Source organism: uncultured Corynebacterium sp., from assembly GCF_946998835.1.
Classification (GTDB): domain Bacteria; phylum Actinomycetota; class Actinomycetes; order Mycobacteriales; family Mycobacteriaceae; genus Corynebacterium.
The window spans coordinates 19788-40697 of sequence record NZ_CAMQAZ010000006.1 but is presented as its reverse complement, the minus strand read 5'-3'; the positions used below and the strand labels follow the sequence as shown (position 1 = coordinate 40697).

At 56.7% G+C, this 20910-nt stretch carries 17 protein-coding genes and 1 pseudogene; 14 read left to right on the top strand and 4 right to left on the bottom strand.

The genetic code is table 11. The annotated features are described in order from the left end of the window. Nucleotides 1-33: 33 nt before the first annotated feature. The gene (locus Q0U90_RS03195) at nt 34-510 is read left to right on the top strand and encodes a hypothetical protein (RefSeq protein ID WP_297451674.1); all 477 of its coding nucleotides are present in this window, start codon (nt 34-36) and stop codon (nt 508-510) included. Between the two features lie 3 nt (nt 511-513). After that, nucleotides 514-1029, top strand: a complete 516-nt coding sequence (locus Q0U90_RS03190; RefSeq protein WP_297451672.1) for a hypothetical protein — start codon at nt 514-516, stop codon at nt 1027-1029. Nucleotides 1030-1210: 181 nt separating this feature from the next. Here the strand turns inward: Q0U90_RS03190 and Q0U90_RS03185 are convergent, their stop codons facing one another. The 3 genes from Q0U90_RS03185 to Q0U90_RS03175 all read right to left on the bottom strand — a co-directional run bounded on the left by Q0U90_RS03185 (nt 1211) and on the right by Q0U90_RS03175 (nt 3256). After that, entirely contained in the window at nt 1211-1969 is a 759-nt protein-coding gene (locus Q0U90_RS03185) for a phage antirepressor KilAC domain-containing protein (RefSeq protein WP_297451670.1), read from the bottom strand. A gap of 300 nt (nt 1970-2269) precedes the next feature. Then, complete coding sequence (locus Q0U90_RS03180) at nt 2270-2707, bottom strand: hypothetical protein (RefSeq protein WP_297451668.1); 438 nt, start codon at nt 2705-2707, stop codon at nt 2270-2272. Between the two features lie 3 nt (nt 2708-2710). Continuing rightward, a complete protein-coding gene (locus tag Q0U90_RS03175; RefSeq protein WP_297451665.1) occupies nt 2711-3256 on the bottom strand; it encodes a hypothetical protein in 546 nt (181 codons plus the stop codon). A 74-nt stretch (nt 3257-3330) separates the two neighbouring features. Here Q0U90_RS03175 and Q0U90_RS03170 point away from each other — a divergent pair, with 74 nt between their 5' ends. From Q0U90_RS03170 to Q0U90_RS03115, 12 genes are all read left to right on the top strand, one after another. Further along, entirely contained in the window at nt 3331-8883 is a 5553-nt protein-coding gene (locus Q0U90_RS03170) for a tape measure protein (RefSeq protein WP_297451662.1), read from the top strand. Nucleotides 8884-8962: 79 nt separating this feature from the next. After that, nucleotides 8963-10195, top strand: coding sequence for a hypothetical protein (locus Q0U90_RS03165; RefSeq protein WP_297451659.1), 1233 nt, complete (start codon nt 8963-8965; stop codon nt 10193-10195). Further along, nucleotides 10195-11340, top strand: a complete 1146-nt coding sequence (locus Q0U90_RS03160) for a hypothetical protein (protein ID WP_297451656.1) — start codon at nt 10195-10197, stop codon at nt 11338-11340. The genes Q0U90_RS03165 and Q0U90_RS03160 overlap by 1 nt, the downstream gene beginning before the upstream one ends. Further along, nucleotides 11337-11555, top strand: a complete 219-nt coding sequence (locus tag Q0U90_RS03155; protein ID WP_297451654.1) for a hypothetical protein — start codon at nt 11337-11339, stop codon at nt 11553-11555. Before Q0U90_RS03160 ends, Q0U90_RS03155 begins: the two co-directional genes overlap by 4 nt. Continuing rightward, the gene (locus Q0U90_RS03150; protein WP_297451652.1) at nt 11555-12208 is read left to right on the top strand and encodes a hypothetical protein; all 654 of its coding nucleotides are present in this window, start codon (nt 11555-11557) and stop codon (nt 12206-12208) included. Before Q0U90_RS03155 ends, Q0U90_RS03150 begins: the two co-directional genes overlap by 1 nt. A gap of 60 nt (nt 12209-12268) precedes the next feature. Continuing rightward, nucleotides 12269-14182 carry a hypothetical protein gene (locus Q0U90_RS03145; RefSeq protein WP_297451650.1) on the top strand — a complete coding sequence of 638 codons (1914 nt, stop codon included), beginning with the start codon at nt 12269-12271 and terminating at the stop codon, nt 14180-14182. 15 nt (nt 14183-14197) lie between these two features. After that, nucleotides 14198-14785 carry a hypothetical protein gene (locus tag Q0U90_RS03140; protein ID WP_297451648.1) on the top strand — a complete coding sequence of 196 codons (588 nt, stop codon included), beginning with the start codon at nt 14198-14200 and terminating at the stop codon, nt 14783-14785. 1 nt (nt 14786) lies between these two features. Continuing rightward, nucleotides 14787-15464 (top strand): LamG domain-containing protein, encoded by a 678-nt coding sequence (locus Q0U90_RS03135; RefSeq protein ID WP_297451646.1) that lies wholly within the window; start codon nt 14787-14789, stop codon nt 15462-15464. Between the two features lie 31 nt (nt 15465-15495). Next, a complete protein-coding gene (locus Q0U90_RS03130) occupies nt 15496-17061 on the top strand; it encodes a glycoside hydrolase domain-containing protein (RefSeq protein WP_297451644.1) in 1566 nt (521 codons plus the stop codon). Continuing rightward, nucleotides 17058-17462: a hypothetical protein gene (locus tag Q0U90_RS03125; protein ID WP_297451643.1), complete on the top strand. Its 405-nt coding sequence runs from the start codon at nt 17058-17060 to the stop codon at nt 17460-17462. The genes Q0U90_RS03130 and Q0U90_RS03125 overlap by 4 nt, the downstream gene beginning before the upstream one ends. An 11-nt stretch (nt 17463-17473) precedes the next feature. After that, nucleotides 17474-17878: a hypothetical protein gene (locus tag Q0U90_RS03120; protein ID WP_297451641.1), complete on the top strand. Its 405-nt coding sequence runs from the start codon at nt 17474-17476 to the stop codon at nt 17876-17878. Nucleotides 17879-19044: 1166 nt separating this feature from the next. Then, complete coding sequence (locus Q0U90_RS03115) at nt 19045-19926, top strand: cutinase family protein (protein ID WP_297451639.1); 882 nt, start codon at nt 19045-19047, stop codon at nt 19924-19926. Nucleotides 19927-20058: 132 nt separating this feature from the next. Here Q0U90_RS03115 and Q0U90_RS03110 read toward each other — a convergent pair. Further along, nucleotides 20059-20829: pseudogene (locus Q0U90_RS03110) on the bottom strand (IS1249 family transposase); the annotation flags it as partial. Nucleotides 20830-20910: the final 81 nt, after the last annotated feature.

The following is a 20910-nucleotide window of genomic DNA, read 5'->3' as shown; positions in this document are numbered from 1 at the left end:
TGTCACCGAACAGCGATCTGAAAGGACAACACTGTGACTACTGATTCCACCGCAGCTTTCGAAGCCGATGCGAACCGCGAGGACGAAACCGCGAAGCTGAAGGCACGTCTCGCAGAGCTTGAAGCGACTAAGAAACCGGGTGCTATCGCCGATGAGCCTGAGGTTGCAATCATCGACCCGTCTAATAGTTCCGATGCAGAGGTTGAAGCTTCGCATTCTGTGGAAGTAGAAGGGGTTACTTTCCGCTTCCATGTCCCGAAGCGCGCTGCTCTGCTGGCGTTTTCCCTCGGCGCGTCCGCGAAGTCCGATGGTGAGCTGTCAATCGCATCGCTTCGCATGTTCCTGAAGTTCCACCTTGTCGCCGATGACTTTGAGATGTTCCTCGAAAAGATGATGGACCCCGAGTCTCCTATCACCGATGAGTCTATGGGGGACATTATCGAGGCTATGGTGAAGGCGGCAGAAGAGTCGCCGGAGATGAACGCTCCAACTACCGGCCCACGCAGGTAGCTGGTGTTTGTTGATTGGTGCGGCAGGCAGTGGGAGGTCAGTGAGCTTCCTCCGTCTGCCGCTCTTGTCGTCTCTAGGCTTGCAAGCGATGTCCCTGGGGAGAGTCTGCAGGCATGCACGGAGATTGCTTCTACTGCCGGGATTAGCCTGGATGAGCTGCTTCCGGTGGTGTTCCACTATGACGGGGGCGAACCGGACTTGTTGGATTTAATGGCCGGTATTTTGAGGGAGGGTACGGCTCGGCCGTGGAAAACGACTGTTGCGCTATCGCGGGCGACTGTACAGCAGTGGTCAATGATCCGTGGACGGCTAATTGAGAAGGGGATTTCTGACCCGCTCCGACAACTGCCGTCACTAACGGCGCTGCTGGATGTCGTCGAGGTAATGATTCTCGACTCGGCGAAAGATGATGAGGAGCGGGAGAAAATCATCCGGGATTTGTACCGGCGTGACAACCCGATGGCTCCCCCACCCGGATGGGAAGAAGGTTTCGAGGGGTTCGAGGGGATTGACCTCTAGCTACGCATAGTCAATTTCGTAAGGAACTCAGACATATCATCACCATCAAAGGCGAGCGTATGTGCGAAGCTCTCTCCGAGAATATCTATGGTTAGCCCGATTACCTTGTCACGTACAATGTCTGGGGTAACGATGCAGGATACGGCATGGTCCTCGAAGTATCCGTTCACTGTTCCGTTCATTACGCGGATACCTCCGTCTTTGTTTCAGGGTTGAGTTTCATTTGTATGAAACCGATTCCTGAGGGGAGTACACGGGTTGTGTAGCTTGTGTGTGTTGAACCATCGCTGCGCTGGTAGTCGTAGGCTTTGACTGCGAAGTGGTGCATGTATTTTTGGTAAGGCGTGTTCCGCATTGCTCCTTTGGAGATGAGAATTCCGTGTTGGCGGAGCTTTGTGAAGAGCTTGTTTTGGCTTAGCCCGAGCATCTTTGCGACATTGCCGACGCTATAGGTTCCGTCTGCGTCAATGAACTGATCATAGGCTTTTGCTTTCGGCTCGAGTTCTTTGTTCTTTACCTCGAGTGCGAGACGCTCTGTTTCGGCGTTCATTGCGAGCTGAAGAAGTTCGAGCCGCGATAGTTCACCACCATTAGCCTTTTTCGATTGTGCTTGTTTCTCACATTCGATGAAGTACTGGCGGGCTTCGCGTCCCTTTTGATTGTTTTGCACCATGGACAGTTCTTTTGCCATATCCAAGGTGAGGATGTGATTCTCAGACGGGCGTCCACCTGAACTTTCTTCCATTTTTGGAATAAAGTCCTGACCTGCAATGAACCTATATTTTTCTATCAGCCGATTAATCCAGGTTGTGTAGTTCGACTGGACCTCAAGGAAGGCGTGTAGGTCTCGTCCCATGACAGCCTGAATTCCGTCGGAGTTCTCGGTGAGTGGGATGAGCGGGTTTGCGGTTCCCGTGGCGGGCATGGCAGTATTAACCATGATTCAACTCCTTAGTAGTTGAGTCCGTGCCACCGGTAGTCCCAGCTACGCGGTGGCTTTTTATATAAAGCTTTTGCTTTACATTTAGAATACTACCACACAATGACTAAAAACGGTCAATACACTATTTACCGATTGACTATGCCGCTAATAGTTGTCCTAGGAAGCCCAGTCACTTCGGAAATCTCACGGGCACTAATGGGCGTCCGCATTGCTGCTATAAAGGCATCCTTCCGGCGCTGCTTACTCCACTCATAATTCTTTTGTGCTTGAGCACATTCAGCCAGAAGGCGCGCCCTCTCACTTTCCTCCATTACATTCACCCCCTTGTTCTTTCCAGTGCGCACGAGCCTTAGGATCGGACAGAGCCTCCACCCATTCACGCGCCCTACGCTCACCAGTATCCCCGCCCTCGGGCACGAATATCCGATACTCCTGGAGACAGTCCAGGTAGTCAGCAAGCACCTGGTCAGCGTCCCCGATACGCCCTTGCTTAAGGTAGATAGACAAAAGTCCCTGCGTGGGGGCGAACGGCACCGTCCACCCCGCAATACGCGTAGACTCAGCGGCCGCATCCCGCATCTCAACAAGTAATTCTTCCGCTTCCGCGAACTTCTCACCTGCAGTGAGGCGCTCTACTTCCTCCCACCACTCGGATTGACGCCTCCCACGGACCATCGACGCCGCTTCCGCGCGAAGAATCCGCAAGTCCTGCTCTGAAATATCTTCGTCGCGCATTGGCTACGCCCCGTAGTTGATATTGCCGCTTGCGAGCACATTACCTTGCGCGTCCCACACCTGAACGTAGTCAGCTTTCCCTCCAATAGCGTCTTTCATCTCCGGTTCGAGATCGGCTAGGTTCTGGATAGACTTAACGGCACCTTCTGCGCGCTGCTTTCCTTCGGGATTATCTTTCGACAAGGTCGTTACGATGACGATGGTGCCATCAAGCCCTGCCGGGGAGTCGACGTCAAGCACGTTACATTCCCAGCCGCCGTACTTGCCGCAAACATAGTCCCAACTATGTTCGTCGTACTGTCCGAGATACCACTTTTCGAACTGCGCTCCGGCGTTGAATGTTTCTTCAGTCCCCTTTTCCGAGGCTGTCATTGAGGCCCGGGTCCGCTCTTTATATGGCTGTTCTATTTTTGATTCCGTGGTAGTTGTGACGGATGTTTCGGGCGTGTTTGATTGCTTCTCTACCGGATCGATTATCGAGCCGACTAGTCCAACGAGGAAGAGTCCTCCAACTATCCATGGCCATTTCTTCTTCTTTACTGGCTCCATGATGTCATCCTTTCTTCACTTCGTAATACTACACAGTAACGCAATATAGTTAACTATAGTACTCTATGTCATGTATGGACACCCGGAATGGCGAATATGTGACCATGGCAGTCGGTAAAGCAAAAGTCACCTTCGAAGCGGACGCGAGTGACGTCACAGATAAGCTCACCCAGCAGGTAGAACGCGCCCTAGCGAAAATCGACGGTATCCTCGGCAAGCTCCCTAAGTCTGCGCAACAGGAGGCGTCGCAAGCTGGTGACGCTATCGGCTCCGAAATCCAGCGTGGCGCCGATAAAGCGGATAAAGCCCTCGATGCTGTAGACGGCAACGGCCTGACCAAGATTACGAAGAAGGCTGCTGAGGCTGGGGCTCAGGTAGCGTCCTCCATTTCCTCCGGCGCATCAAAGGCGGACGCGGCACTAGGGACAGTCAGCGGCTCCTCTCTATCGCGTATTGGCGAAATGGCAGCTCACGCGGGTTCATCCATCGCATCTGGGATTAGCTCCGGTGTCGCAGCCGCAAAAAACGCGATGGGGAGCATATCTGGCGGGGCATTCACTGCGCTCGGGCAACGCGCCGCTGAAGTTGGAAGCAGTATCCGTCGAAACATCGGCGAGGCCTTGGAGTCAGTCAAACGTGACGCCAATGAGCTGCCAAGCGCATTTGGGCGTATCGGCGGTGCCATCGCAGCGATCGCGGGCCCGGCCGTGGTCCTCAAAGGTGGGTTCGACCGTCTGATGAATATCCAGCGCGCGGAAATCATGTTCCAATCCGTGGGCCTATCTGCGGAGCAAACCAAGAACCAAATGGCGAAACTGACAGAGCAGGTCACGGGTACATCAGTGAGTCTGTCTGACGCAGCGAAGTACTCTGCGATGTTCGCCCAGGCCGGTGTTCAGCTCGGTAAGCCGATGGACAGCGCGATTCAAGCGTTTACTGCCCTATCCTCCATCGCGGAAGGCTCCGGCGTTGATGTTGGTCGTGTCATGCAGCAGATTAGTGCGCAGGGCAAGGTCACTGGTGAGGACATGGCGCAGATGGCCGACGCTGGAGTCAACGCGACAAAGTACCTCGCCGACTCGATGGGCATGTCACAAGCCGAAGTGAAGAAGGCTATCAGTGACGGAAAGGTGTCCTTCGAGGACTTCGTCAAAGCCGTGAACATGGGCACCGGCGACCTTGCAAAACAAATGGGCCAGACGCTGCCGGCGAAACTGTCGAATATGAAAACGGCGCTGTTTAACCTCGGCGCGTCGATTATTGAGCCGTTTATCCCTGGCATCACTGCGGCGGTGGAGTTTGGAACCGCGATTGTGAAGTGGGCAGTCGGCCCAATTAAAGATTTTGCCAAGTGGATGAAGTCTGGGAGCGTCACAGCAGATATTTTCGCGGCTGCACTGGCGGGAATTGGCGCAGCAGCAGTAGTAGGTGCGCTCATTGGTACTGTGAATGCCCTGGGGTTGCTGACGAAGGTATGGCAGGCACTGAACCTTGGTTTCTTGTTCACACCTGTGGGGGCCGTCATTGCCGGGATTACTGCGTTGGTAGTGGCTGTGGCGTTGCTGTGGCGGCACTCGGAGGCGTTCCGTAATTTCTGGATTGGGATGTGGGAGTCCGTCAAGAACGCTGTTGCCCCGGCGGTGGACTTCGTCAAGGGGCTGTGGGATAACCTCGTCTCCGTTATCCGAGGCACCCCGGTGGATGCCGCATCGCCGTTGTCGAAGCTCATCGGAGCCGACAGAGTCGCGGGAATTCAGAACACCATCAGCACAGTAAAGAACGCGTGGTCAGACGTTAAAAACGCTGTGTTGAACCCAGAAGGGTTTAAGTCGAGTGGGGCGCTGGTGTCTCTCATCGGTGGGGATAACGCTAACCGCGTGTTCGATATCCTAACCAGCTTCAAGGGAGCAGCGTCCGAGGCATGGGACGCTATCCGAGGGAAAGACGGAGACGCTGATTCTCTGACCAAGATGATTGGCGGCCCGGCCGCGCAAACTGTTATCAGTTTCTACCGCGTGTTGGGAGACGCTGTCCGTAGCGTGTGGGAAGGCATTAAGTCGTTAGGGCACGCATTCCAGGACGTCGCCGGGGCCGTACTGTCTGCAGGGTGGCATGCGCTCATCGCGATTTTTAAGGCCGTGTGGGATGTTGTCGCAGCCCTCGCGAAGGCACTGTTCGATATTGGGAAAGCATTGTGGCCGCTCCTCAAGCCACTGCTTATGGTTATCGGCGGCGTTGCTGTGGCGGCAGTATTCCTGCTCGTTGGCGCCCTGCGTGTTCTGGCTTTCGCATTCGAGGGCGTCGCAAAGGTTATCTCCTGGCTCACGGAGAATGTCCTGTCGCCGCTCATCAGTGTTATCGGCACGGTTATCTCCTGGATTGCCGAAAAACTCGGCGCCGCAATCGGCGCGTTCGTGGAGTGGGTCGGCGGCCTAATCGCGGGAATCATCGACTTCTTTACAGGTTTCGGTGATACCCTCACCGCCGTGTGGGATGGGCTGAAGTCTGGGTGGGATTCCATTTGGCAGTGGCTCCAAACCTCGTGGGAAACCTACGGCCAACCGGTTCTAGATTTCATCGGCGATGTTTTCCTCTTCTTCATCGGAACGCTGATTCTGGCGTGGGAAGGAATCAAACTCGCCTGGGACGCGGTATGGCAATGGTTGCAATCCAGCTGGGATACCTACGGGCAGCCAGTCGTGGACTGGATCACCATGGCGTTCGATACCTTCGTCGGTTGGCTGAAGGCCGGGTGGGACTCGCTCGTCGGGGCGTGGAATGAGCTCTGGGGCTGGCTGCAGATTGCGTGGCAGGCAGTCGGCCAGCCAATAGTTGACGGCATTGTATGGGTATTCCAAGCAATGTGGGACGGTCTGCAAATCATTTTCGGGTGGATTGCAACCGGGTGGAACTTCCTGTGGCAAGGCGTGCAGCTGGTCTACAACTTGGTAATCATGCCGGTTGTCAATGGTGTTATTGCCGCATTTGACTGGGTTCGATCTGGCATCAGCTCTGCGATGGACTGGGTGCGCGGCAAGGTTAACGAGTTCGGCCAAGCATGCTCCAACCTTTATTCACAATATGTGGCCCCGATGGTTCAATCAGTCATCAATGGGTTCAACCGCGTGAAGGACACTATCACCGGGTGGAAAAACAAGGTTATCGGCGCTGTCTCCGATGCTGGAACCTGGCTTGTCAACGCTGGACGCCAGATTGTGCAAGGCATGATCAACGGCATCAACTCTATGATCAGCACACTTATTAGTACTGTCACGGGGTTCGCAGGAAAAGCAATCTCAGCAGCCAAGAACGCCCTTGGTATCCACTCGCCGTCGCGCGAGTTCCAGGCTATCGGCCATAACGTTGGTGAGGGCATGGTTGCTGGTATCCAGGCTATGCAGCCGGCAGTGACCGCTGCAGCAGCAGAAATGGCGGCTGCGTCCTCAACGACCGCCAGAGTGAATGTTAACGCGAACGTCACCACTAACGCGGTAGACGTCGCTCCCCGGGTATCGCCGCCCCTGCCTGCCATGTCTGTAACCGCCCCAGACATGGCATCGTCTACGCCGTATTCGTTCGAGTCGGCCGCATCACAGATAGATTCGACGGCAACGGGCACGCTGATTCCAATGTTCGGAATGCTCGATGGCGCAACCATCGGGTTTGCGAACACCGTCGCAGCGCAGACAGGTGGGGTTGCCCTGCCCGCATTTATGAGTATGGCGGCGGGGATGGCAAATACGCAGGCGGGTGTTATCACCCCTACTATGTTGGCAACTGGTCAATCAGCGACGATGATGGCGACCACGGTATGGGGGCAGATAGCCGGGCCTATCCGAGCTGGGCTGTCCTACTTTGTGCAGATGCTCTTCTGGGCTCTGAGCACTGGTGTAACTCCGGTGTTTACCACCATCGTAAATTCACTCCAGTGGGTGACGAACTCGTTTACCTGGGCGGTTAATTCCATCGGTTCGGCCTGGGCTCGTATCCGAGAGCTCACAGCAGCACCGGTCCGCTTCACGATTGGCACTGTTTTCAATAACGGCCTGGTCGGTATGTGGAATAGCGTGTCGGAACTGATTGGCACGAAGAAGATGGCACCGTATCCGCTGCGGTTCGCGACCGGTGGTTTTGTGTCTGGGCCGGGTGGGCCGACGGACGATAAAATTCCTGCCCTGTTGTCGAACGGTGAGTACGTTATGACGGCTAAGGCCGTGGACAAAATCGGGGTTCAGAATCTAGACGCGATGAACTCCGGTGCGGTGTCTGCGACCCCGAATAGTCTGCGGTCCACGAAACAGCAGCGGGAAATGCTGAATGACCACACGTTTAAGCAAATCGCCTCCCGTTATGCGGGTGGTGGCATTGTGAAGGGTTCTCCGGCGTGGCGTGACCTTTTGCGCGGCTATAACTGGGCGCGTTCCCGTAGCGGCCGACCCTATGTGTTTGGTGGCTCGGCACACGGCGCGGGCGGTACTGACTGCTCGGGTTACATGTCTGGTATCGCGGATGTGATTCTGGGCGGTAACGGTGCCCGCCAGTGGGCTACGGGTAATTTCCCGGCTGGGCAGCGGGGCGCGTGGGCGCGTGGTTTGTCCGCTGGTTTCTCCGTAGGTATCAGAAATGGCGGCCCCGGTGGTGGGCACACTGCTGGCACAATCGGCGGTGTTGAGGGTATCCCCGCGGTGAATGTTGAGTCGGGTGGTTCCCCGTCCAGGGTGAAGTTCGGTGCCGGTGCTGTCGGTGCTACGGACTCGTATTTCAACCAGCACCACCACCTCCGCGTCGTCGACGGCGGTAGGTTCGTGCCGGGTATGGGTTCCGGCGTGTCGATGGGCGAGATGATTGCGGAGGCGGTGAAACCTTTCCGCGACCGTACTCAAACGGCGCTGCGTAGTTGGGCTGGCAAACCGGGAATTATCAACACTTTACCGAGCGCGGTTGATAAGGCGATGGACTCTAAGGCCCGCGCCATGATTGATAAGAAAATGGCGGAGTCGTCGGCGGACCCGGGCGGAACAGGTGTGCAGCGATGGGCACCCTTGGTTTCGCAACTGTTGCGGCTGTATGGGCACCCCGCATCGTGGCTCGGTATCACGCTAAAGCGTATGAATCAGGAGTCGGGCGGTAACCCACGCGCTATCAACAACTGGGACATTAACGCGAGGAGGGGCGACCCTTCGAAGGGGCTTATGCAGGTTATTGGTAGCACGTTCGCGGCGCACCGTGACCCTCGTTTCCCGAATGATATTTGGGACCCGAAGGCGAATATCGCCGCGTCTATGCGGTACACCATGCGCACCTATGGTTCTCTGCCTGCAGGGTACGGCCGAGCCGGTGGCTATGAGCACGGCGGGCTTATGGGAGTTGGACAGGGCATTTTCCACAAGACAGCATTTAAGCCGGAGCGGGTCCTCAGCCCGGAGCAGACTACATCGTTTGACCGCCTAGTTGATTGGCTCGACGGGGGTATTACGTTGCCGGAGGTCACGTCATCTCGTGGCACCACCGACCAATATGGTCAACCACGAACCACACGGCAAATTATTGTTACCCAAAACATCGTCGCCACTGACCCGCAGCGCACGGCGGACGAGGTAGAAAACCGCCTCATGGCGCTTATGTAACCCGGGAGGAAAAATGTTCAGAGGTTGGCTGCAGCTCGGACAAACCGAGATAGCTAACACCTCCCGATGCGTGCGATACATGCTCCGAGGAGTCCGCAACGGCACTGCGGAAATCGTGACAAACGACGGGTGGGACGATCTATGGAGGTGGCAGGGGCGCGCCACTGACTACCTGTCGCCATGGGAGGATGCAGATTGCCCATGGTATGACCCCCGCGACCCGGCGTCGGCTGAGTTCGCCGGGGTGTGGATCATGTCGATTGACGGCGCTGATTCTGCGCCGCTAGACCGCGATGTTATTCACGCCACGCGCATCGGTGGCGGGTTCGGCGTGACTCGTACCCCGCCACGGAAGATGGCGATTGAGGCACTGGTAATCGGCGGCACTCCGGCTGGGCTCGAGTATGGCTTAGGGTGGCTCGCAGGTGTTCTCCGCAACGATTTGTGTGGCGACGTGGAGAAGGCCCGTCAACTTTTGTTCTTGCAGTCTGCCCCGAAAACCGATGGCAGTCTGACTGCGGAGAATGTCGCGAAGCTTGGTAACGCAGAGTCGAGGATGATGTCACAGGTTGCGCTAACTGAGCCGCTAAAGGTTGACGAGCGGTTTGGAGTGTGGTCCGCAGAGAACCGTCAGGCCACGATGACACGTGTGTCATTTGAGCTCACAGCTGCTGTGCCGTGGGTGTGGTCACTACCGACCCGACTTGTGAGCGATTTGCAGCCAATCTGGGGTGTTAACGACACTGTGAGGTTTGAAAACGCTGGGTCGGACGGTTCGTGCCCATCAATTTGCTCGACCCAGAAAACAGTGCTCACTGACCCTCTAGCGAAACCTGCGGTGTCGATCCCTCGCCCTGTGACTCCCGCCGTTGTCGCAGGCTGCACCACGTTCGAAACCCGCAGGCTCACATGGGTGCTGGAAGCCGGACGCCTACCCCAGTGGGGCGAAGCGATGCCGACAGTCACGATTCGTACTGGCCCGCAGGAAGAGCGCAATGTTCGTATCCAGTGGGTGGAGGGACCACCGGACGCAGAGCAGAGTATCGCCTGCTCCACGGTTGGCGAAGCCATGATTGGATATATCCCCGCCGGAGCTCGTCTCACCCTGGACGCGGTAACAGGCCTGGCGACAGCCGTGACTTCCGATGGTTTGTCATTGGACGCGTCCCATCTCGTGACCGGTCGTTTCGGCGGTCCATGGCGGCCCCCTGTGCTTCGATGCGGTCGCGAATACACCTTGCTGATTGATGTCGAACGGACCGTGCACTCAGGCATGAAGGTTGATGTTGATGCTGTGACGAGGAGAGCATAATGCTGGGCAGTGGTGATTATGCGGTTGTTTTTGGTGACTGGCATGCCGAGCGTATGTTCTGGCAGTCCCCCGAAGGCGCATTGATTGATGTGGACTGGGCGCGTGAGCTCAATGAAATGTCGAAGGCGTCAGTAACGATCGCCGCGCCGGACGCAGTGATTAATGGGCTCGAGCCGTGGGCTCACACAATGGGAATCTACCGCAACGGCGAACTGGTATGGTTCGGCATCGTCATTTCAACAACAGCGAAAGCAGGAATAGTCGAAGTTGAGGCCGCTGACGGCGCGAAGTTCTTCAAGCACCGCCGCGTGCCCCTGCACCGACTCTGGCAGCAGCATGATGCGACACAAATCATGCGGACTCACGTGGAGGATTCATGCGGCTTCGCAGATGCCTGCTCCATGGTCGAAAACATGGTCACCTACGAGTCCCGCATCTGGGTTAACGCGGCGTACACTCCTGCCGAGTGCATGGTCGATGAGGTTATCGATGACCTAGTTGAGCAAGGACTTGTATGGACGATTAATGCCGGCACATTGATTATTGGCCCGCTGCCGGGGCAGTACACGACGGCGCAATTGTCAGATAAGGATCTCTCGGGCGAGTTCACTGTGATTAAGGACGGCTCAGATGTCGTCACCGACTGCCATGTCAAGGGCAAGGGCGTATGGGGGCAGTTCCGGGAGGACTCCCCGTTGGGATTGGTGCAGTCGATTGAAAAAGCTGACGGTGCTGTCCGTGAGGAGGAGTGCCAGCAGCAGGCGGAGCGGCGAGTGAAGGAGTCTGCCGTCACGCCACGGCGTCTGGTAATCCCTGGCGATTCACAGCTGTTGCCAACGGCTCCGGTGCAGGTTGATGAGCTTGTCCCTGGGGTGAAGGTGCCGGTGGCGTCTACGGTGACTGGCGTGAATGTGGCGTCGGTGATGGCAATTAAGTCGGTGAAGGTCCGAGTTGGGGATAAGGGAGAACAGATTAAAGTCACCCTAACTGAGACGAAGGTCACAAATGAGGTGACAAGTATGCCGGACCCGGCGAAAATCGACATGCGCTCCCCCTGGGAAAAGGAACTCGCATCAAAGAACTTCTCCGGCGCTGGTTCCGGCGAAAAGCAAGAAACCGAAGAAGTCGGAAGGCCACCAGCATGACCCTTGGCAAGACTCCTCACAGCGACGCAGAGTGGGCACGCGACGTTGACCGTCGCTTGCGCCGCTTAGAGCACCCACGCCAGGTAATCCTCGGCACATGGTCCATCCACGTGTCCGAGCACACCGGTGACCTAGTAGCCGACCACATCCCTACGGGTCGGCGCAGAATCATCGCTAACGCCGATGAGATTCACAAGGGAATGGAGACCGAGTAATGGCTACCCAATGCACCACCTCGCAGTTCACAACCAACGGCGGCATTCTCGGGCTTGACCGAACTGCGTTTAGCCGGATTGTCGCGCGTTCCCGCGTCGAGTCCACCGGCGATGGGCCGTTTCAGGCGGCGATGCCGAATCGGGTGTTCCCGCCTGAGGAGTGGGACAATGTGTCGCATTCGATGAAAACTATGATTGACCAGCGTGTCCACTGGAAGAACGACTACGGTATCCCCGTGGACGTTGAGGTCCAGATCCAGCGTCAGCGTCGCACAATGGTGCTGTCTGCCCCAAATTTTGCGTTCATCCGAGAACGATATACCACCGCGGTTGGCTACGACTCGCCCAAGAATGTCATGGCTGCAGACCCTGACCCCACGAAGGTGTGGAACACGGAATGGGGCGGCGGAATCTGGACTGGATTCACTGATGGCAAACCAAACCAGGCTCACTATCGGGCATCACAGCCAGAGTCAACGCTGACTCTCGACCCGATTCGTGTAGGGGCAGGACAATCTCTCGATGTCCGGTTCCGAGCATCTCTAATCACAGCTCACGATTGGTGGATGCCTTCAACCATCACTGGGTACATTGCGGAGATGCAAATCTTCTCTAACACGATCCAATTAAGGGCTTTCCCCCAGCCGGTATAGCACCCGCAGCCCATAACCTGCCAGGTAGAACACTCAACGAATCTATCTAGGGGGCGCATTGTGACCAGCCCGAATATTCAAAACACACCGAAAATCAGCGACTATTATCATCTGCCTAAGGTCGGTGAGACTGTCCGGATTCGCGGACTTATCTCCACGACCTATCTCCGCCGTGGTGAGACGATGGTTATCCGATGGAGTGATTTCTGGGCAGATTTCGTTGTCCGCAACTTCGTCGACATTGTAGGGCTAGTGGAAGAACCAGCTGCCAGCGAGTACTTCCCCACCATGGCCGAGGTCTGGAATCTGATTGAGCGCGCTGCGACGACACTTCCGGGTGAGCGGATTTTTGGGCTCCGCGCGACAGAAACAACGCTGACAATGATCGTTGGCGTCGATTTAGCGTCGACGCGTGAACTCAGTGTTGAATGGCCAGAGCTGTCAACGATTCTCACCGAGGCTGTGAATCTGCGCGACAACACGCGCGAGCTTGCCGACACGGCTGTGGTGAAACTTGAAGCCGGTATTGAGTTGCTGAAAGACCAGCTGATTGGCTACAACGGTATCGCATCGGCGGCGGCGAAGATTGCGTTAGACGCGGCGGAAGAAGCAAAACGGACAGCGGGAAACGCCGGTAAATCCGCTTACCAAATCGCTGTTGAAGACGGGTTTGTAGGCACCCCTACACAGTGGCTTGAGTCTCTGCGTGGGGAGCAGGGGCCGGAAGGCCCGCGTGGTTTGCAGGGTGTGCCGGGGCCGCAAGGGGCGACTGGTGCGCGGGGCGCTACCGGCGACCCGGGGCCGCAGGGTGTGCCGGGGCCGAAGGGTGATACTGGTGAGCCGGGTAAGGACGGCACCTCGGTGAATATTCAGGGCACCGTACAGACGACTGGCGAATTGCCTTCAGGCGCGGCGCGGGGTGATGGTTACATCGTCGATGGTCATTTGCATGTGTGGGCTGGCACGGAGTGGGTAGATGTCGGCCTGATTCGTGGACCGCACGGCCCGAAGGGTGCCCCGGGGGAGAAGGGCGACCCTGGACCCAAGGGGGATAGAGGGGAACCGGGGCAACCTGGGCAGGCGGGGCCGCAAGGTCCGCAGGGACCGCAGGGTGACGCAGGGCCGAAGGGTGAGCCTGGAGACGCTGGACCGGCGGGCGTGTCCCCACAGTTGAAAATAGGTGTTGTATCCAAGGGCGAGAACCCTTCGGCTACGCTGACGAACCAATCGGGGCTGTACTCGCTGAACCTGGTGCTACCGAAGGGTGATACCGGCCCGGCTGGTCCGACTGGTGCTGCTGGTCCGACTGGTGCTGCTGGGGCGGACGGTGTAACCCCGCATTTCACTATTGGTTCTGTGCAGGCCGATTCCAGGGCGGACGCGACTATCACCGGTTCCTCCGCCGCGCCGGTGCTGAATCTCCGTATCCCGAAGGGCGACCCTGGGGAGGCGGGGCCGCGTGGCCCGATGGGGCCGCAGGGGCCGGTAGGCCCACCCGGAAAAGATTACGAACATCCTTTATGGTCGACCGGCTCCTGCCGTATCCGTGATAACGGCTCCATTAACCTAGGTGCTGGGGGCCAGCAAATCTACCGATACCGCTGGGACAGAGGTTTTTGTGAGCTATTTTTCCGAATTGTTTGGGGAACGAACCCTAGTTCTGGCGGAGGGCCGCTGCGTATCACAAATCTTCCTTTCCGACCTAATTTCTTTGCGTGCAAGGAGTACTACGGCAACGCCTCATTGTGGCTCCAGGGGGCGGTCCCGGGCATCTATATGCAGGTTCAACCAGCCATCAAAGAGGGGGCCTCGGAGATTGTGTTCTGGGCACCTGAGCATGGGAATACCTCCATCATGAAGCCAATGCGTATTCAGGACGGGAAGAGAGACCATACCGGAGTTCCGGCGAACCCCGATTTCAAATGGGATGCATTCGGGTCATCACTGACCGGGTACATCAAATATCCGACCTAGACCTAGGAGGTTTTCATGTCCGGTGAATTAGATAATCGTGAATCTGAGATTGTTCTGGAGATGATCCAGCGGCTTCGTGATTTGCAAGGAATCGACGAGAACATCCCCATGACACGTAGGATAATCGCAGGCCACGGGTTGACGGGAGGCGGCACTCTTGAACGCGATGTGACCATCGATCTCTCCCAGGAAATCCGTCAGACAATCAGTGACCTCCAGGCGATCGGCGCGATTTCTTCACTCGTCACTGCACAAGAGCTAACGGCAATCCTGGATGCGTATGCAAAAACCGCGGACCGTAAACCGGTGGCGATTTCGCATGACTTCACGGTCATGGAGGCTCCTAGTGACACTATTTCAGCTCCTCTGGTCATGGTTGATGTGGATTCGGTGATTACGCGGGTCAATATCACAGCAGTGTCGACGGGTTCCCTGCCGGTGAAAGCCACCATTGACGGCACGCCGTTTACGCTGAGTGCGGGTAGCGCGTCAAAGTCATTCCGTACAAGTCTTGCGAAGGCCGCAGGGTCCACAATTGCTCTTCGTGTCGCGGCTACTGACGCCGCTGGGATTCTCGTTTCGCTCCGCCTAGAGGAGAAATAAAATGACGGTCGAGGCGATGAGTTCCGCGGCGCTGCTTGTCGGGGCATATGATTCTGGCCCGTATGCGACTCGTGGCAGTGCTACCTCCATTGGGATGGTCACGACAGTCGCTGTGGGGACTGAACGCGCGGTTCGTTCGACGAGTGGTTATCTGACAGTGTCTGGGGTGCCGAGCTTGTCCGGTGATGATTTCACTGTTGAGGCTTGGATACGTGTCTCTAAGGGGGGCCGTGCGCGTCCGGTGTGGTCGCGACTCAATGGTGAAACCGAGCTGTCGTTGACTGTTCTTGCTGATGGGACGCCGCGTTTCTATGCCTCGTCTGCACAGGGTGGTTACAGGCTGACGCTCAACGGGACGAATCGGTTGGACGATGGTCTATGGCATCACATCGCTGTCCGTGCGGAGTACGGGTGGTTTGGCGTCATCACCTTTTCGCTGTGGGTGGATGGTGTTTTGTCGCGCCCGGGCACGATTTCACCGGGATTGTTTGCTGCGCGACCGAACTTTGATATGACGACGGCTATCGGTGTTGGTGGCCGTGATGGGGCCACGATGAATGGTGATGTGCTCGCGGTTGCGTGGCATACGCAACCGCTTGCCGATGGGGTGTTAGCAGCGCGGTGGGGGGCGCGGCCTGGTAATACATCGTCGCAGGTTGGTTGGGGAATCATACTCTAGATAGTCACCCCTGGCGTGTTGTGTCAGGAGCATGGCAACGATTCTTGATTATTCAGCGCAGGCGATCCCCGCGGCGTTGATTCGTGCTGCTGGGCATCTTGGTGCGATCCGCTATATTTCCCCAGCTCGTGAGCAGTGGATGAAGGGCAAACCCGCCACCGCTGATGAGGTCGCGGACTTCAAGGCGAACGCGCTGGACACCGCGTTTGTGTGGCAGTACGGGGGTGTAGCGAACCCTGACTGTATGCGTGGTTTTAAGGGCGGTAAGCAGGACGCGAAAGCAGCCGACAAGCAACTCAAGGCGATTAAACGCACTGGATACCCGGTGTTTTTCGCTGTCGATTTCGACATCACACTGGCGCAGTGGAACGCGGTTGCGGTCAACTATTTCAAGGCCGCGTGTGAGGTGCTAGGCCGGGAACGCGTCGGCATCTACGGCCACAGTCGCGTCTGTGATTGGGCACGCGAGGACGGGGTCATCGGGTCTGCTGGCGAAGGAAAATTCCTGCAGTGGCAGACAACCAGCTGGTCCGACGGTCATGTATCACCGCACGCGGTTCTTCTACAGTCCAAGCACAACGTTACCGGACCTACAGGCCTACAGGTCGACGTTAACCAGGTGCTTCATACCTACTGGGGCCAGCATCCACCACGGCCAGACCAAGCAGCCGGGGCACCGACTACAGACCCGGTAGCGATACCGGAAGCACCCGCGCTGAAACCCGCCCCAAAGCCAACTGCGCAATTCAAGTGCGACACCGACTTGCTGACCTGGCGTGATAACGGCATTAGCCGACACAAGCGCCGGTTCATTGTCATCCATACCGACGAGTCCGGCTACAACTACGCCACCCGGCAAGTCCGCGATACCGCCTGGACAGCAAAGCAACTAGCTGAATACAACCGCCGCCGTGACATCTCCGGCGGCTCCTACCACGTCGGTATCGGTCGTAGCGGAGACACCTGTCGCCAAAACGACGACGTGTACGGCACCTGGTCGGTTGGCAGCATCGGCAACGATCAGGCCTTCCACGTGTGCCTGACTGGCACCGCGTTCCAAACCCGCCAACAGTGGCTGACCTGGGGCGCAAAGCAGCTGCAAAAACTCGCGGACGTTCTGGCCCACTACTGCCGGTTCCATAACATCGCGGTGCAGCGCGTCGCCCCACCCCAGATGACGCAGTCCGGCGTCACCGGTATTTGCGGGCATTGGGACTGTTCGAAATTCTACGGCGGCTCCACGCACTGGGACCCCGGCGGATACGACGGTTCTACTGGCGTGCCGAAAACAGCAGGCGGGTTCCCGTGGGACGTTGTACTCGCGAAAACTCGTGAGCGCATGACCTCAGTGACGCCCACTCCCCCTGCGCCAGCACCAACACCGGCAGAGAAGGAACGAGAAATGCTTAATGAAAAGCTCCAGTCAATCATCAACCCAAAGGTCTGGCTCACCGTCGGACACATGATCAGACTCACCGACGCATACCTCTGGGAATTCCGCGTCATCCTCAAGGAAATCGCGAAGAAGCAAGGTATCGACTACGACGCTGTCGTTAACGAGGCGATTGCCCGCGACCGCAAGGAAGTGCAGCGATGATTAGCCCAAACCAAGCATGGCTTATCCGGCGGAGCATCTACGCTATCGGCTTCGTCGCTGGCATCATCCTGGTAGTCACAGGAAAGTCTGACGCAGAGACAGTCGACGGATGGGGGCATTACCTGGACCAGCTCGCTGGAATCGTAACGGCCATTGCATCTGGTCTCGCGACGGTTAAGACTGGCCCAGCATCTGATAACGCCCCTGTCGTGGTGCCTGCTGAGGACGTCGCCGGCCACGCCGCAAATATCCGAGAAGCCACACGGTATCTCACCGACTTGACGCAGGAGATTGAGAAGAACACGCGAGAAGTCATTAACCGCGCACCTGCGCCTGTTACTACCCCATCGTCTACAGGAACGCCGCTTGATGCCGCGCTACGAGACGATTCGCAATCGTGAAAGGTGAGGTCATGTTGATTCAACGGATTCTCACGCCACGCATAGTTGCAGCCGTGTGGGGTATTTTTTCGGCTGTAACCGCCTATGGGTATGTCGGGAAAAGTATTTCCGCACTGACTCCGATTGAAGAAATCATGCCTGCTGAGAGCCTCGCATTCGCGTGGATGGTAGCAGCAGTATTCCTGCTCGTTGGAGCGGCCGTCCCTAGTGGGAACAGGGCTGTTAACCGCTGCGGAGGTTTGTTGCGGGCTGCTGGAATCATTTCTGTGACATTGATATTGACGATGTGGTCACTGAGCTACTTCATGGATTCTGTAGTGGACGGCTCACGCGGCTGGATTTCTGGGAAGAACTATTTATTTCTTGCGCTGGCGTCGATGGTGTCTGCGTGGGTTGCGGGCCGCCACCAGCCGTAGGAGGAAGTTGTGAACATCGACGTCAATTCCCTTCTGGTGGCTGTCCCTGCCGTTATTGTTGCGTCAATCACTGGCTGGGTGACGTTTAAGGGGACTAAGGAAAATTCACGTGTCACTCTGAATGAGAATTTAATAAAGGGACAGGCTGCGCGGATAGACAAGTTGGAATCGAGGTTGGAGGACGTCGAAAGTTCCTTGCAGGAAACGCGGGCCTTGCTGCTTGCCGAGGAGGACCGATCGCACTCATTGCGGTTGGCTCTCCGTGAGGCGTTAGAGGCGCTAAAGGATTTCGTTGAGTGGGCTAGGTCTGATCGTCATTCTTCGCCGCCGACTCCAGATGTAGACGGGTTGGCTCAGGTATTGAGGTCGTCGTATTTAGCTCCGACGGCCCGTAATCCTCCGGGGGTAGTGGATGACAGTGAGCGGTAGCTGTTGTGAGTACATGCCTTGTGTGTGGAGCACATCATTTATCCATCACTTTGTAGCGCTTTTTTAGTGTTATGGAGTGTGACGCAGTGTAATATAGTGTTATATGGTGCGCATTTACGGGTTATTTATAACACTATATTCCCCTATAGTGCATTACACGCCCAGCTGCGCACTAAAGCCGGTGTCGGAGGTTCGATTCCTCTCTGGGGCGCTTTTTTATGCAGTTAAGCAGGGGTTTTATTGGGGCGCGCTGTGGTGGCTTGGGGGTGTTTTTGGTATGCGTCCATCTTTTATCCATCAGTTTGCGCAGATGCGAAGAGTTTCGGCGCGGTTTTTGCGCGATGAGACGAGCCTCTTCGGGCGGAGTGACGTTTGTAGTGGGTTCACGCGAGGATTCCCTCCCCGTCTTAAGCCTCGCCCCCCCTTTTTAGGCACACATGAATGTGACCTACACCGCGAAAAAGAACACACGAATTCACAAAAATAACAGAACTGGGGGCACCACCCATTACCTCAGGTAAACAACTTTCACACTAGTAAAGGTTAGTTAACCATAAACACTCCCCCACGCCCTCAATCCACATATTTTTAAACATTCATTTTTACAATTAGCGTGGTAAAGTCTGTTCACGCTTCAGACCAGCATCTCAACGCCTAGATTGGGACACTATCCCGCGTTGATGTACCTGAGGAATCCCCAACTTTGACTACTTCCCCAAAGGACAACTATGGGTATTATGCCTCGTCTATCCCGTCTTGGCGGTGCCACAGCACTCGCAATCGGCGCAATGCTCCTGGCTCCAATCCCAACACCGGTAGCCGATGCGCAGCCCACCGCAGGGGGTTGCAAATCCAATATCGTCGTTACTGCACCAGGCTCATCACAATCTCAGCCAAATCTTCCGGATACCGTTCCGCAGGGAGTAAACGCCATCCCAGTCCGCAAGACACTGGAGATGCGCCACCCGCTGACAGTTGAAGGGCGCACGGTTCCCTATAACTCGAACTGGTCCACAGGCATGTTGTCCTACGAGGAGTCCCGCGCTGACGGCATCAGGCAGGGCCGCGCACTTATTGCACGACGCGCAGCAGCCTGCCCAAATTCCGTCTTCCACCTTTACGGATACAGCGAAGGCGCTGATGCCATGGGGCACATTGTCGAGGATATCGCCGCCGGTCGTGGCCCGATTCCCGCACATCGTCTCGGTTCTGCAGCACTGATGGCCAATCCATCTCGTTCCGCAAATGCTCAGCACTGGGGTTCGGCGCGACCGAACACCAAGCCACTGATGTCTCCGCAGCTGAACTACGGCTCCTTAAGTAACCGCGTCCTCGAGGTCTGCAATTTCGGTGATGGTTTCTGCGACACTGAAACCATCGCACCGCACTTCGGCTATGCCGCTCGCGATTTGACATCCAGTGCAGCGTGGAAGCGTGACGGAATTCCTGCGGATATATACCCACGCCTCAAGGAAATTACGACCGAATACGACCTCATGAAGATTCTCGCTGAGGCTCCAGCCGTGCCTGTCGCTATTGCTATCCATGGCGGCACTTACTTCTGGCCAGGCGGCGGCATTTCTTCTTCCGTCAACTTCATTGACCGCCACCTAGCCTAAACAAAAGCAAAGATACTAATCTCCGCCGTCTTTTGGCGGGGATAACCTAACGCAGCTCGGCTGATCCCTTTTTAAGGGTTAAGTAGCAAAAGTGTGTCCGCTCGGCGTGTTGCGGGGCGAGCACACCGTTTGTTACTTCATTGGCCCTTTCCGGATTCCTATGTTGTGTTGGTATTCGGTTGGGATAGCGTTGTCGTAGAAGGCTGGTCGTCCTGTTTCGTGGTCGGCTTTGTTGTGGTCTTCTGGGACAAGATCGTTGACTTTGGCGAGTTGATCTTGTCCGTAATTGCACTGCCTGGCGATCTTTAATGGGTCGTCAGGCAGCTGCGTTTTCGAGTGCAGGTACCACTCGAGCATCTTGCGTTGTCGTTCCCCAAATCTGCCGCGATACGCGTCGGCGATGCGTTTGAGCCCGGCGTTGACGCCGCCTTCCAGACTGTTTGCCGTTGAAGCCCAGCGCTTTGGTTCGAGTGCTTCTGGTGGTGGCTGCAGGTAGGTAAACAGCCATCCTTTCCGTGAGAGGTGTAGCAGGGAGTTGTATGCCTTACGGACTCGCGGATGGGTCCATTCCCACTGGTTGTTGAGTGTGCGGCGCTCTTTTGGCACGGGCGTTTTTTCGTTGAGGAACCGTTTGTAGACCACTCCGAAGTCGTGCAGGCGTAGTGTCCACTCCCGTGCCTGGTCGAGTGTGGTGATACGGGTCAGTTTCAAAGCCAGGGCGTAGATGGCTTTGCCGGCGTCGGTGCGGGGCCGTGATGTGGTGTAGCGGCGGATGACGCGTTGGGCGTGGATGAGGCAGCGTTGGATCATCGCGTTCGGCCAGCAGGCTTTAATCGCAGTCAAGGCGCCTTGTCCGCCGTCGAGGACGACGCAGAGCGGCTCAGCGATTTTGCGGAGTAGCTGCGTGCGGTCGGTGCGGTTTCGTGTCGTGGAACTGCCGCAGTTGAGGATGTCCGATTCTAATCAGCAATAATGCTGAAAGTC

Excerpts from the sequence above, each read along its gene's own strand:
- Q0U90_RS03185 (WP_297451670.1), bottom strand. The coding sequence starts at position 1,969 with ATGGTTAATACTGCCATGCCCGCCACGGGAACCGCAAACCCGCTCATC.
- Q0U90_RS03180 (WP_297451668.1), bottom strand. The coding sequence starts at position 2,707 with ATGCGCGACGAAGATATTTCAGAGCAGGACTTGCGGATTCTTCGCGCG.
- Q0U90_RS03175 (WP_297451665.1), bottom strand. The coding sequence starts at position 3,256 with ATGGAGCCAGTAAAGAAGAAGAAATGGCCATGGATAGTTGGAGGACTC.
- Q0U90_RS03170 (WP_297451662.1), top strand. The coding sequence starts at position 3,331 with ATGGACACCCGGAATGGCGAATATGTGACCATGGCAGTCGGTAAAGCA.
- Q0U90_RS03165 (WP_297451659.1), top strand. The coding sequence starts at position 8,963 with ATGCTCCGAGGAGTCCGCAACGGCACTGCGGAAATCGTGACAAACGAC.
- Q0U90_RS03160 (WP_297451656.1), top strand. The coding sequence starts at position 10,195 with ATGCTGGGCAGTGGTGATTATGCGGTTGTTTTTGGTGACTGGCATGCC.
- Q0U90_RS03155 (WP_297451654.1), top strand. The coding sequence starts at position 11,337 with ATGACCCTTGGCAAGACTCCTCACAGCGACGCAGAGTGGGCACGCGAC.
- Q0U90_RS03150 (WP_297451652.1), top strand. The coding sequence starts at position 11,555 with ATGGCTACCCAATGCACCACCTCGCAGTTCACAACCAACGGCGGCATT.
- Q0U90_RS03140 (WP_297451648.1), top strand. The coding sequence starts at position 14,198 with ATGTCCGGTGAATTAGATAATCGTGAATCTGAGATTGTTCTGGAGATG.
- Q0U90_RS03135 (WP_297451646.1), top strand. The coding sequence starts at position 14,787 with ATGACGGTCGAGGCGATGAGTTCCGCGGCGCTGCTTGTCGGGGCATAT.
- Q0U90_RS03130 (WP_297451644.1), top strand. The coding sequence starts at position 15,496 with ATGGCAACGATTCTTGATTATTCAGCGCAGGCGATCCCCGCGGCGTTG.
- Q0U90_RS03125 (WP_297451643.1), top strand. The coding sequence starts at position 17,058 with ATGATTAGCCCAAACCAAGCATGGCTTATCCGGCGGAGCATCTACGCT.
- Q0U90_RS03120 (WP_297451641.1), top strand. The coding sequence starts at position 17,474 with ATGTTGATTCAACGGATTCTCACGCCACGCATAGTTGCAGCCGTGTGG.
- Q0U90_RS03115 (WP_297451639.1), top strand. The coding sequence starts at position 19,045 with ATGCCTCGTCTATCCCGTCTTGGCGGTGCCACAGCACTCGCAATCGGC.